The organism is Litoribrevibacter albus, assembly GCF_030159995.1.
Classification (GTDB): domain Bacteria; phylum Pseudomonadota; class Gammaproteobacteria; order Pseudomonadales; family Litoribrevibacteraceae; genus Litoribrevibacter; species Litoribrevibacter albus.
The window spans coordinates 118,432-131,530 of sequence record NZ_BSNM01000002.1 but is presented as its reverse complement, the minus strand read 5'-3'; the positions used below and the strand labels follow the sequence as shown (position 1 = coordinate 131,530).

The 13,099-nt window shown below is 46.4% G+C and carries 12 protein-coding genes; 5 read left to right on the top strand and 7 right to left on the bottom strand.

Annotation, left to right across the window (positions count from 1 at the left end; all coding sequences use genetic code 11):
- Positions 1 to 141: 141 nt before the first annotated feature.
- Positions 142 to 285, bottom strand: a complete 144-nt coding sequence (locus tag QQL66_RS21205) for a helix-turn-helix transcriptional regulator (protein WP_348524829.1) — start codon at positions 283 to 285, stop codon at positions 142 to 144.
- A gap of 387 nt (positions 286 to 672) precedes the next feature.
- Here QQL66_RS21205 and QQL66_RS00720 point away from each other — a divergent pair, with 387 nt between their 5' ends.
- Genes QQL66_RS00720 through QQL66_RS00710 form a run of 3 tightly spaced genes read left to right on the top strand, consistent with a single transcriptional unit; the run spans position 673 to position 4,360 of the window.
- Entirely contained in the window at positions 673 to 2,118 is a 1,446-nt protein-coding gene (locus QQL66_RS00720) for a RimK family ATP-grasp domain-containing protein (protein ID WP_284377583.1), read from the top strand.
- The gene (locus QQL66_RS00715; protein WP_284377579.1) at positions 2,115 to 3,209 is read left to right on the top strand and encodes a DUF2817 domain-containing protein; all 1,095 of its coding nucleotides are present in this window, start codon (positions 2,115 to 2,117) and stop codon (positions 3,207 to 3,209) included. Before QQL66_RS00720 ends, QQL66_RS00715 begins: the two co-directional genes overlap by 4 nt.
- Positions 3,206 to 4,360 (top strand): GNAT family N-acetyltransferase/peptidase C39 family protein, encoded by a 1,155-nt coding sequence (locus tag QQL66_RS00710; RefSeq protein WP_284377577.1) that lies wholly within the window; start codon positions 3,206 to 3,208, stop codon positions 4,358 to 4,360. The genes QQL66_RS00715 and QQL66_RS00710 overlap by 4 nt, the downstream gene beginning before the upstream one ends.
- A gap of 251 nt (positions 4,361 to 4,611) precedes the next feature.
- Here QQL66_RS00710 and QQL66_RS00705 read toward each other — a convergent pair whose 3' ends face one another.
- The 6 genes from QQL66_RS00705 to QQL66_RS00680 form a co-directional block, all read right to left on the bottom strand.
- The gene (locus QQL66_RS00705) at positions 4,612 to 5,277 is read right to left on the bottom strand and encodes a 2OG-Fe(II) oxygenase (protein WP_284377575.1); all 666 of its coding nucleotides are present in this window, start codon (positions 5,275 to 5,277) and stop codon (positions 4,612 to 4,614) included.
- Between the two features lie 363 nt (positions 5,278 to 5,640).
- The gene (locus QQL66_RS00700) at positions 5,641 to 6,783 is read right to left on the bottom strand and encodes a flavohemoglobin expression-modulating QEGLA motif protein (RefSeq protein WP_284377573.1); all 1,143 of its coding nucleotides are present in this window, start codon (positions 6,781 to 6,783) and stop codon (positions 5,641 to 5,643) included.
- Between the two features lie 99 nt (positions 6,784 to 6,882).
- Entirely contained in the window at positions 6,883 to 7,563 is a 681-nt protein-coding gene (locus tag QQL66_RS00695) for a CDP-alcohol phosphatidyltransferase family protein (RefSeq protein WP_284377570.1), read from the bottom strand.
- 112 nt (positions 7,564 to 7,675) lie between these two features.
- Positions 7,676 to 8,515: a class I SAM-dependent methyltransferase gene (locus QQL66_RS00690; protein WP_284377566.1), complete on the bottom strand. Its 840-nt coding sequence runs from the start codon at positions 8,513 to 8,515 to the stop codon at positions 7,676 to 7,678.
- Between the two features lie 61 nt (positions 8,516 to 8,576).
- Positions 8,577 to 9,353: a phosphocholine cytidylyltransferase family protein gene (locus QQL66_RS00685; RefSeq protein ID WP_284377564.1), complete on the bottom strand. Its 777-nt coding sequence runs from the start codon at positions 9,351 to 9,353 to the stop codon at positions 8,577 to 8,579.
- A gap of 397 nt (positions 9,354 to 9,750) precedes the next feature.
- Positions 9,751 to 10,509 carry a substrate-binding periplasmic protein gene (locus QQL66_RS00680; RefSeq protein ID WP_284377562.1) on the bottom strand — a complete coding sequence of 253 codons (759 nt, stop codon included), beginning with the start codon at positions 10,507 to 10,509 and terminating at the stop codon, positions 9,751 to 9,753.
- A 244-nt stretch (positions 10,510 to 10,753) separates the two neighbouring features.
- Here QQL66_RS00680 and QQL66_RS00675 point away from each other — a divergent pair, with 244 nt between their 5' ends.
- Both QQL66_RS00675 and QQL66_RS00670 read left to right on the top strand, forming a co-directional pair.
- The gene (locus tag QQL66_RS00675; protein ID WP_284377560.1) at positions 10,754 to 11,521 is read left to right on the top strand and encodes a substrate-binding periplasmic protein; all 768 of its coding nucleotides are present in this window, start codon (positions 10,754 to 10,756) and stop codon (positions 11,519 to 11,521) included.
- 252 nt (positions 11,522 to 11,773) lie between these two features.
- Entirely contained in the window at positions 11,774 to 12,982 is a 1,209-nt protein-coding gene (locus tag QQL66_RS00670; protein WP_284377557.1) for a two-component system response regulator, read from the top strand.
- Positions 12,983 to 13,099: the final 117 nt, after the last annotated feature.

Sequence of the window (13,099 nt, the reverse complement as noted above, 5' to 3'; positions counted from 1 at the left end):
ATTCGAAAGGTTCGACTCCCGCCACCTCCACCAAACTTTTAAGCCCTAATGAGTCCTCATCGACCGTTAGGGCTTTTTAATTACCCGCAATTTTATTCTCAGAAGAAAATGCGGATTAATGCGAGCTCCCTCTATGAGCTCTCAAACAGCTTCAAACGTACTCTTTCTCAAGTAACTCTCATATTCCAGCACATCCTTTCGTCTGTACCTGACTTGGCCGCCCAGTTTCACGTAAATCGGGCCTATTCCCTCCGACCGCCATCGCTCCAGTGTCGCTTCACTCATCTGCCAACGGCTTTTCAAACTAATAATTACCGCCAATCAATGTAACCATTTGAATAGTGAGTAGTTTTCCACAAGAAGCACGGGTTTTATTTAAATGGTACACATTTTTGCACACAAAACGGTACACATAGAGAAAGCTTAAGAAAAGAGAACTCCGAGCCTATCGGACCGATTCCGAGGCGTTAAACGCTGAGTTCACCCTTCAGTTATCTGATGATGAACAGCATTCAAAATATTCTGACATTCCAGGGTCAATTTAAATATTGTCATTCTCATTATTTAGGCGTATATACGATATCAGAATAGCCGTTTCTCCGGGGCCCAGGCTATCTTCCACGTAGAGTGCTCACTCCGTAACTCGAACCCCCCCTTATCTCAGCAACATCGATGGAAAAAACCCTGTTCGTGGTGGATCACGAGGCTGCGCTGACGCTGGCCTCGAATAATACAGTTACCTTTGCCACCTATCTAAATGACTACCCAAAACGCAATCAAACGAAGCTGCGCGTTATAAATCTTTGTGATACTGACCGCTATCTGAGTCAGGGCTATTATTGCTCACTGCTGGCCGAAGCACGTCAGCATCAGGTATTGCCGAGTATTAAAACGATCAACGCCCTGAATAATGAGGCAGCAGAGGAATTTTGGGTCAATGAAACACTCGCCAGTGCAGATAGCCTTGAAGGCGATGAACTGGAAATACTGGTCTGCATGGGTGAGGTACAAAACAGCCTCTATCAAAAACTGGCTTCCAGTATTTTTCAGGAATACCCATCACCACTACTGACATTGCATGTGCTACCTGATCAGACCGGCGCACGCATCACCATCAAACGACCGATCTGGATGGAGCTATCCGATCTTCAGCATCAGTTCTGCCGAGACGTATTTGACCGTTACGACGTACAGCGCTGGCGCAAAAAAGGCGGTCGTAAGAATCATCGTTGGGAAATGGCGATTCTGGTCAATCCGGAGGAGCAAGTACCGCCTAGTAATCGCGGGGCTTTGTCACGATTTGTTAAAGCCGGTGACAAGCATGGCATTCAGGTTAACCTGGTAACAGCGGCAGATCTTCACGATATTGATCGTTACGACGCTCTGTTTTTGCGTGAAACCACAGCCATTGATCACATAACCTACCGCTTGGCCTGCGCGGCAGAAAAACGCGGACTCGTCGTAATGGATGACCCAGACTCCATTTTACGCTGCTGCAACAAGGTATTTTTGCATGACGCGTTCAACTACAAGCAGGTGCCCAGTCTTAAAACTGTTTTTATCAGCGATACAGAGCCTACTACACTGGATCAGCTTGAAACCAACTTCGGCTATCCACTGATTCTGAAAATGCCGGAGGGATCTTTCTCTCGTGGCGTATTTAAGATTAAGGATCGCCCTCAGCTACAACAAGTACTGACGAACCTGCTTGAAGAGAGTGCGCTGGTGCTCGCTCAAGAGTACATGTTTACTGACTATGACTGGCGGATCGGCATGCTCAACGGTCGGGCCTTATATGCCTGCCGATACTACATGGCTCGTAACCACTGGCAGATTTACAATCACAGCTCGAAGCGCAACTTCTCCGGCGGTTTTGATTCTCTGCCCACATTCGAAGTGCCCCGCAAAGTGCTGGAAGCGGCTCATCGTGCGGCAGCGGTAGTCGGCAACGGGCTGTACGGTATTGATATCAAAGAACTCAATGGTCAAGCCTACGTACTGGAGGTCAACGACAATCCGAGCATTGATCACGGCGTAGAAGACAAATACCTGGGTGATGAACTCTATATGCAGATCATGGCTGAATTCCTGCGACGGCTGGAGGCCAGAGGACGATGAGCAATCTGCTTGCACTGTCTTCGGCCAAGGTCGGAAGCTGGTTTCAATCTGACTACTTATCAGCCCGAACTTTATTTCTCGAAATGGCCAGCCACTCAGTGAATCAAATCTCATCGCGTAGCTGGGCATTGCCTGCACACGCTGAGCTGAGTATCGACACTCGCTGGATCGGCAACCACGATGCCGAAACCGTAGTAGTCATACTCAGTGCCACTCATGGCGTTGAAGGCTACTGTGGCAGCGCCGTTCAGAGTTTTCTGCTGCATTGGCTAGATCAGCAAGACATGTCATTGCCATCTGACACTGCCATGTTGCTGGTACACAGTCTAAACCCTTGGGGGATGGACTGGGCACGGCGCTGCAATGAGCAAGGGGTTGACCTTAACCGCAATTTTATAGATTTCACGGATCTGCCCAGCCCAGACAAGCGCTACAACTCAGTGCTTGAAGCCCTGACCTCAACCGATCAACGAAAGCAACGACTTGCAACATTGGCGATGGAAATGGGACAAACCGTCTTTGATCAACTGTTCAGTGGTGGCCAATATCACTGTGCATGGGCCCCCTTTTACGGCGGTCAATCAGCGAGTTTTAGTCACCAGGTCATTGACGAATTAATAGCGCACTGGAAACTGGAAGGCCGTAGGCTCGTGGTCATCGATGTACATTCCGGTTTAGGTCCCTGGGCTCATGGCGAGTTAATTTCTGATCATCCGGCCGGCTCTGCAGGTGCACGCTTTGCACAACAGTTATTCGGCCCGGCAGTTGCAGAAACCCAAACAGGTGAATCTTGCTCCGTTCCCAAGCTCGGGCTGCTGGATTATCGCTGGCACCAACTGATGCAACAACGGGGATGCTTCCTCACGCTGGAATTCGGCAGTTACGGTACTGACGCCTTGTTTGAGGTACTGATCAACGAACACCTGTTCTGGCGCGACCACCCCAATCCTGCCAAGGATGATCTGCACTATCAGCAGCATCGACTGGCGATGATCAAACATTTTTGTCCATCCGATCCCTTCTGGCAGCAAGCTGTACTGTTTAAGACCTGGCAAGTGGTAACGCGAGCCCTGATGGCAGGAGCGCTATGATGAGCTGTATCCGATTACGACCGGCAAAACTGGATGACCTGACGCAACTGGTCGAATTAGAGGAGGTTTGTTTTCCTTCCGACCGACTCAGTAAACGCAGCTTCCGCCGCTACATTCAGGCAGACCATAGCAACTTATGGGTTGCCGAAGATGACAATTCAGTTGGCCTACTCGCTTATGGCCTGATCTTGTGTCACCGGGGTACTCGGCTGGCGCGGCTCTACTCACTGGCGGTATCGCCCAATGCTCGAGGACAGGGACTTGGCCTTGAACTACTGGCAAAACTTGAAGCCGTCGCTCGCGAGCGAGGACGATTATATATGCGTCTTGAAGTAGCCGAGAACAATCTGCCTGCCATCAGGCTTTATCAACAGAATGGCTACCGGATTTTTGGCGAGTACGACGATTACTACCAAGATCACAGCGATGCGTTACGTATGCAAAAACAGATTCGCACGCTAACAAGCGATGGTTTAATTCGACCTACGCCTTGGTATTCACAAACGACCGACTTCACATGCGGCCCGGCTGCGTTGATGATGGCCATGGCCAGTCTGACAGCCAATATTGAATGCAGCCAGAGCCTGGAACTCGACCTTTGGCGAGAAGCAACAACCATTTTCATGACCTCTGGATTAGGCGGCTGCCATCCCTTTGGCCTGGCATTAGCCGCCCGTCGAAGGGGTTTTGAATCCTGCGTCTGGGTCAACAGTGATGAACCCCTGTTCGTTGATGGGGTGCGGTCAGAGCAAAAAAAACAGATTCTGATTCATGTTCACCAGCAGTTTGAACAGCAGTGCTCCGAACACGGTGTTGTGCTGACTCACAATGAAGTGAGCGCCGAGCAAGTGGAAACATGGCTGCAATCAGATTATGCCGTACTATTGTTGATCAGCACCTACCGATTGGATGGAAAGAAAGCGCCGCACTGGGTTGTTGTCACCGGCATGGACAGCCTTTGTTTTTACTTGCACGACCCGGATCTTGATGAGGACGATCAGCTTGCTATCGATCGTCAGCATATACCGATTGCCCGTGAGGATTTTTCCCGCATGAGCAGTTTTGGCAGTATTCGCTTACGCACGGCAGTAGCGCTTCGCTTAACAGCATTAGGGCGGCACTGGCTAGACCAGCAGAAGGGCCAGACATAGCGCTGAACTACGCACTTACCCGAAGCACTTTGCACCGGCCAGCACCACCCTCATAAGCCGATTTTTGGCTAAGTCACCTCCACCAAATACCATTTCGATAGATCATCGAAACAATAAAAAAGAGGCTTCGAGCCTCTTTCTTATTGTCTATGCTTTTCTCAATGCCTAAAGTTCAGCGAACTTGTGACGATCTAAAGCCCTGCCTAGTTACCAAGGTCTACTAAGCACTTCCCTGTACAAATCCTTAGGGATTAAACCGGCGGGTCAATTTTGTTACCAACGGAAGTATTCACACGATACCATCCCGCGATCGAGTATCGGTCTCGGCTCGCCGGCAATACTTCATGAGGAAATTCCTCACTCAAAAACACAACTACGGTGCCGTTTAGAGGAGTCACTTTAATGCCTTCTCGATCTTGTTCATCTTGATACAACACGAGTTCACCGCCGTCTTCCGCTGTCCAGCCGGAATTCAGGTAGGTCACAACCGATAAAACCCGGTTGGCTTCCCCTTTGAAGGCATCCAAATGACGTTTGTAATAGTCGCCGGTACCGTAGTGAGCAAAGTGGCTTTCAAAAGAGAACAAGCCCAAAAACAGTCGTCGATTGAGATAGTGTTGGAGCTTACCAGTCCATTCTAACCAGAGTTTGCCAGCCAAGGACTCGCCATTGATCCAGCAGATTTCATCGGTACGAACAAACTCGCTTTGTACATAGTCTTCACCACGGCCAATGCCCGCTCCAGAGAATTTCTCTTCCCCCATTTCATGAACACGAGCCAGCAAGGCTTCGTTCAAATAAGGCGGCAAGGCTACAGGGTTAATACTGAACCCTCGTTGTTCAATATCTTCAGCAATACGAGCAAATAACGTTTCATCAGTCGAGTTATCATCACCCAACAGGGCATGTTTAGGCATTCCCACAGTGTTCACCTTTACAAAGAGTCTTTCGACCAATAGAAGGATGTCAGGCAAGCGGTATCCAGCACCTCACCTGAGCACAATACATAACCAATCTTTTGAGCACAGCGTCGGGCAAATTCTTGATCGAGAATTCACGAGCAGCCGACAGGCTAAGTAAACGTCAATCCATGGTGGGGTGATGCTTAGGCACATCAAGGACTGACGGTTTGGGCTTCCCACAACGTTTGGGTTATGGGTAGCTTTTATACCCATTCGTAAGAAGAGGCAAGCCTTTTCTGTGGCCTCAACCTGTATTGTTTGAAGATGAGCAGAAATGAACGTATAACCTGCGGCAAAGATACAAAAGCACTGCCAAGCTTATTTAATGGCATGAGCAATAAACTTATGCACGTCATCCAACGGTTCAGGTGAAGCAATGGCCGGGCTAATGTATTGCGGAGCAACAAGGTACTCTTTCTCAATCAACTGACTAATGATCGGTAGTTGCTCCAAAGAGACTTTACCGGCCAGTAAATGAGTAAAATCCCTTTGATTCTCATAAGCATGCAGCATTTGGTGGAACCCCTGAAGATACAAATAATCTTTGGTGAAGCCACCGCCACGATAGACCCGCGCGGTAATGGTAAAGGCTAAATCGTCACCGACCAGGTATTTGTCTTTCAGTAATGCAAAGGTCTTCTTAAACTCTTTATCTTCAAGCATGGATTGCACGGCTACGACACGTAACGCCAAGACTTTGAGACGAGGCAATGTTAAACACCCCGACAAATACTCACACAAGATAGCCAGACCTTCTTGCGTGGTGGTATTCACCGGCGACCCAAGCGTCAAAATCTGCAAAGGCTGACTCCGTGCATTTAAGGTCGTTACCAAATGAACCCCTAGTTCATGATGCGCCAACGCTTTGATTTCCGTTTCCGACGCCATTGCACTGGTATTAATCTTCACCGTTAAGCCGGATACCAAGGCATTGGCGATGAGGGATTCATCCAGCTTGATTTGATATTCATAACCTTCATGGATGGCAAAGTCTTCTAATCGCTGTTGGATCTCAACCGCATCAAATAACACATCAGCTCTTGGATCGATATCATCCGGCAAGTGCAAAATAAAGCGCGCATTATCAATGTCTTTCTCAGTTGGCTCACCAAAATAACGTAGCGAGTCATACAAGAATTCTGGCGTTCCAATGGCTTTGTATTGGTCCAGTTTGTCGACGTAGGATTCAATGACTGAGCTGTACAATCTCATCAAGGCATCGTCTTTTAACTGTTCAATAGGTAAATTAAACAGATCTCGCTTCTTCTGAAACAAGTCCAGACTATGATCCGCGTAGTTGAACTGAGGATTGACGGAATAGCTTGAGGAAAAGAATTCTTCTTTCTGTTGTCGATAGTTTAAGGGCGCGACGGCATCCAGAATATTAATGCCCTGCACAGCAGAAAATAACGCTTGGTCCAATTGGTTAATCGCAGCATTCAAGCCAGACGTTTTACTCACGTGTTAATCCTCAACAAAGCTAACAAACCGGGGGATTATCCAGAGAGCGGCTGAACACATCCGCGCGACTCAAATGCTCACAGATGCGTCCGAAGCTTGTCAGGACTCCAACACTATCTTTCTCTCGTCAGTCATACCCCGATAGACGCCATAGAAATACGTCAAAAAGAAGGCTAACGCAATCATTAACGTAAGTGACGAAGCCAGCCAAGCCACCACAAGAGCAATATTTACTAACACTACTTTAGTTGCTGTGTTTGCTCTGGATCGAATCATCCCAGGAATGGCAAAGCTCGACACCATAGTCACTGCATGGCAGATAAACGCCAACGCCAGAAACCAATAGGGGTCAATGTCTAATAAAGGAGCCAAAAGCAGGATGAATAAGAGATGCCGCATCAATTCATTGGTGGGCGAGCCTTTTACCTTAGACGCTGGATCAAGTCGTGCCGTTGAACGCAAAATCGCTGCACCTGCTGCTAATGCTGCAACGACCAATACCACACCGCCAAAATGAACACCCACCGCCAACGCAATCATGCCATGCGCCACGGCATCACAGACGTTATCTAAGTGCGCACCAAACTGACTTCGGATGTTCAATTTAGCGGCCAGAATACCGTCCAGGTCGTCCATGATGTTGTTATAAATAATCAAAGGAATCAGATATTGAAAGCCATTCTCAGTAAACAATAAAAACAAGGGCAATACGCCCAGAACGGAAGTTATGTTCGCCAAATTGGGATAAATCAGGCGATAAAAAAAGTTAGAAGAATTCATATGTGTTCTACTTGCTGCGGCTCTTTATATTACTGTCGTTTTGTATATTTCTGTCGTTTTTTATATTTCTGTCGATCTATGTTGTTCGTCGCTTGATTGAGTTATTGGGCTATCACCTAGACGGTTCCAGTAAGAAAAAATGGTTTTCCAATACGGGAAAATCAACTTTCAAAGCCCTGGGTATCTTGGTCACCCAAGGATTGGTTAACCGTAAACTCAAATACGTCGCTCGCCCGATCAGAGGTAACATCTGAGCCCGTTCAGGGATTCGTTGCTTCCATTTCTTAATCAGCTCACACCCGGTTTGCATCAGGATATAAGGGTCGTTGGGTTGTATGGTTCGGACCACAAAGCCACTGTCTTCGAAAAGTTGCTGATAGTGTTCTAACGAACGATAAATGACCGAGTACTCACCTTGTTTAGTGACAGACTCTCCTCGCACCGTCGACTCTCGACACAACACCACGCCTGATGGCGAAGCCTGTGTCTTTAATTTCTGCAATAAAGAGGTCACATCCTGATCGTTTAAATACATCAGGAGACCACCTGAAAACGCCAAATCAAAAGGGCTTTCAGGCTGAAAGTCGAGCACATTCGCGTAATGAGCACGAACATTATCGAGTGAAGTACAACGGGCTTGTAGCTCTTCAAAAAGACTGGCGCTGCCTTCTACCGCTTCCACTTGAGAGAAACGTTCAGCAAAGGCTTCTGCCCAAAAACCAACACCACTCCCCAAGTCCAGAGCTACCGTTTTTGTTTGCGGGTTAGTCGATAAATCGTGTACATGATCACGTTCAGCCAACAGTCGATCGACTATTTTCAGCTCTTCTTTGAAACGGTATTCCCCGGCGGTATTGGGAAACCCAAAGCCATCCATCATATAGGGCCCCATGATGGATGGCTGGACATTATTGAAATACTCATTGACTGCCGCAGGATCAATCTCTGCCATACGCTACACCTTCCTTAGTTCTGAGTAATTAAACGAGTCGTAATTTCAAGGATCAATAATCTCAACGAGCTTCCGCATATGAGGTAACTGAAGTCATATCTGACTCTTCGTCATACAAATGATTTGCCGCTTCCAAATCTTCTAAGGTATCAATTTCATACCATCGGTTGTTTCTGAATTTAACCACTTCAAAATCCAGCGCGCCTTCATCCACCAGCGCAGCAAACACCGCTTCATAATACTCGTTGAGTTTTTCATCGCTGACGTATTCGTCCATACGGGCAGCCACTTTGGTCCAGGACTCATAGGAAAGACTACAAATATTTACCGTCTTGAAGAGTCTGTTTTCCGTAAGATTTTTGCCAAGATGAAAACGCTTTGCGTGGGATTGATCATCCACTTCCAGCATGGTGCCATTCATCCACGGCAATGGGCTGGAAACAGCAATACGGTCTGGCGTCAGCAAGTCAGCCAGCATAGAACTTTCAAACACCAAATCGCTTTCAAGCAAGATGAAGGCATCACGGATGTGCTTTTTAGCTAACCACAAGGAATAGATGTTATTGGTGGTTTGATAGTCTTCATTCACCACAAACTCAAGTTTCAGATCCGAAGCGTGCTCAAGTAAATAGCGCTGAACCTGATCACCTCGATAACCAATAACAACAACTAAGCGGGTAATACCATGAGTGCGTAAATGTTGAATTAAACGATGCAAGATCGTCTCACCAGCAACGGGCGTTAAACATTTAGGTGCACTTAAGGTCAATGGCTGAAGTCGAGTACCACAGCCTGCCGCTAACAACACGGCGGTGGAGATTGGCGTTGAATTAGGCATAGCTCTCCCCTTTTCGAGAAAATGCGACGCGATTGGGCAATGCACTACGCCAAATAGAATCTTTCAGTAACCCAATCCATCGGGACAATTGATTCATCAGAAACTGATTTCTGAACTCGTATTTGATTTGCTGTAAATGACGGCATCCTTTGCTTGTTACGTTCGATCAATAAACGTTGATCTGTACCACAGATCATTAAGCTCGGGATAAAAGAGTAATCAAATCACAGCGTCTGAATTCAAGGCAAACCAAGCTGGATTCTTAGTAGCAGGTAAACCAAGCTCTTAGTTCCGCCTGATCAGCTATTTTTGATCCTAACCAAAGGCGTTAAACTGAAGAGCCGCAAGACACTGAACGTGTCTTTGAGGTAATCGCTTAATGGCAACATTATCATTATTATTGAACCACATACTTGCTTACGATCTTATCGAATTTTCCATTCTTCTTGATCGTATCCAGCGCCTGTTGAAAGCGATTAACCACGTCATCCGACGTGTTCTTATTGAATCCGTAGTAGTATTCTAGACCACTATTTAATAATAGCGATTTTTCAATTTTGCTCGGATCGTAACCCGCCTTTTTCAGGCCATAAATGGTGGTAAATTCCAAGCCATAGATAAAATCAATGCGCTTTTTATAGAGTAAAAGATAGTTACGAGCCTGCTTGTCTACCGAGTGAAGGTTCTTCTTCAAATCAAAGCCCATGTCCACAAGCTGTTGTTCTCCGGCCTCACCACGAACCGTGCCTATCATGTAGTTTTTGGCGTCTTCAAAGCTACTGACCTTGATCTCAGTTCGATCCTTCAGCTTCCAAAGATAAATCTCACGCGGAGCAATCGGGCCAACCCACTTAAACAAGTCTTCCCGTTTTTCACTTCGAGCCATAGTAAACACAGCCGTGTTTACCTCTTCCTGAGCCAATTTATAGGATCGGTTCCACGGGAAAATTTTAATGCTTGGTTCAAGTTTCAGCTCTTCAAACATCGCACGCAAAATTTCCACGGAATATCCAGTGATTGAACCATCGGCTTGGGTATATTCGAAAGGCGGCCATTCAGAGGCAAAAAAGCGAACATCACCATCTGATGAAGCATTTTCCTCATTTGCATAAGCATGGCTGACTAAAAGGCTTACTAAAAAAACCAAAATACGCATCGTTCAATCATCTCTAAAAACTGATAAATAAGTACGAGAAAGCATAGGCAGAACACCTACTATGGTCAAAGAATTTGAACTTTCTCACACAAAAAATAAGGAAATTGGATACTTATCCATCAATTGCACCCTATATGAACGAGCATAGTGCACGAGAAGCCAGATTACAGCCTACGTTTGCAAGTTACTTAGTTCTAGCTATGGTTACTTTATGATCAGCTAAGCCTTTTGCATGAGGTAACCCATGTCGAAATTCCTTCACACGCTCATTATTGTACTCTTCGCAAGTGCGATGCCTTTCTTTACACACGCAGACTCCATTTCCATCCGTGCGGATGTCTGGTACCCAATGAACGGCGAACCGGGCGCTGAACAACCAGGGTACATGATTGAGTTAGCCACCGAGATCCTGTCGAAATCCGGCCACACAGTAGATTATCGAACCATGCCCTGGGAGCGCGCCTTAAACGAGGTAAGAAAAGGCACAGAAGATTGTGTGGTTGGCGCCTATAAAGAAGATGCACCGGACTTTCTTTTCCCGGATGAGCCCTGGGGAATGGATAACACCGCATTTTATGTGGCAACCGGTAATACCTGGCGTTACCAGGGGTTGGATTCATTAAACGCCATCAAGCTCGGAGTCATCGGCGGCTATGCCTACGGTGATGAATTTGATGAGTACGTGAAACAAAACCAACACAACAACATTCAGACCGTTAAAGGTGATAACGCTCTGGAAAAAAACATCAAGAAAGTCATTGCTGGTCGCTTAACCACCTTTATTGATTCGCCATTGGTGGTAGAAGCTAAATTAAAAGAAATGGGAATGGCAGGAAAAATTGAGATAGCTGGCAGTCTGGGTGACCCCAGCCCTATGTACATTGCGTGCACACCTGCGAAAGCCAACATGAAAGACATTGTTCAGCTTCTCAATCAGGGAACCCTCGATCTCAGAGCATCCGGCAAATTGGCAGAAATTATGGCTCGCTATGGTCTGAAAGACTGGAAGTAAAAAAAGAGGTATGTCCTTAAACTGCTGTTCGAATTCATAGGTAAATCAGGACACTTCAGTACCAAAAACACCTCAAACTAAAACAAAGGTATGAGATGGCGCATTTCATCTCATTCCGGTCCCTCCCCTTGTTCGCAACCTTGTTTGTAAGCAAGCAAGCTAACTTGACAGTACGGAGTGGAGTGCCATATTGAATAGATACCTACATTGATGGACTCGCGCTAGATTACGACATGAAATGGATAAACAAGCATGAAGCCAACCTATGACTTCTCCTGGATGCGCTGCATTGTCATTGACGACAGTCATTCCGTTTCTGACTATTTAGCAACTATGCTCCGTCAATCACTCAAACTCAAAGAAGTGTTTGTCGCAAACAATGCCAATGATGCACTCGACATCATTGAACACAATCCAGGCATACATGTTGTGTTGTGTGACTTGAACATGGAGAAAGTCGACGGCCTGGAAATGATCCGACTGCTCAAAGAAAAGCGATTTCGAGGTTACTTTGGCATCATCAGCTCCATGGCTGCCAAAGTCATTAATTCCGCAGAACAGCTTGCACGCATTCACGACATTAATTTATTGGGCAGTATCGCCAAACCCATTTCAGAAGACTCCGTAATCAAACTGTTAAGCAGTATTGGTGAAAAACCGAAAAAAGCTGAGAGCTCGAAAGAAGGTCCGTTAAAGATTTATGAACTGATTCGAGGCATTGAAAAAGAGCAATTTGAAATCTTTTATCAGCCCAAGATTAATTGCTCGGATCGAACCATCTACGGTGTTGAAGCGTTAAGCCGGTTAAACCACCCCAGGCTCGGGTTAGTGTTTCCAGATCAGTTCATTGATGCCATGGAAAGAACGTCCCTGATTAATGAGCTAACCCGCTATATCCTGGAAAAATCACTCGAACATTGGAAACACTGGCATCGTCATGGGTATCTGCTCAATCTGGCCATCAACATTTCGCCGAAAGAACTCAACAATCTTGATTTCCCCGAATACGTGCTCGGTTTACTAAAGAAGAAATCCATACCACCTGAATTCCTTACCCTCGAAATCACAGAGACTGCGTTAGATCTGGACCACGCCGATTCACTGGAAGTGCTGGATCGTTTATCGATGCATGGCATTCAGTTATCCATTGACGATTTCGGGACCGGACATTCCTCACTGGAACGACTAAGAATCTTCCCGTTTGATGAACTGAAAGTAGACAAAAGCTTCATGCTTCATGCCCGAGAAAATGACAGCGACCGAGCCATTGTGGAATCCAGCGTAATGCTGGCCAAACGTTTGGGATTGAAAGTGGTGTTTGAAGGCATAGAAAACTCGGATCTCTACAACATGTCCGATCATCTGGGGGGCGACATTATTCAAGGTTACTACATGTCGCGACCGATTCCTGAACAGGATCTGCTGAAATGGATCGAAAACTGGATCAAGAAGAACAGCTAAATACCAGTCATCCAACCAGGCAGATACAGTCAACATTCAACGCCTAGGATAATTCAACCAACATCAACTCAATCAGAAAAGTAGTTCAATCGTTAAAGCCATTAGCAATCAATAAGT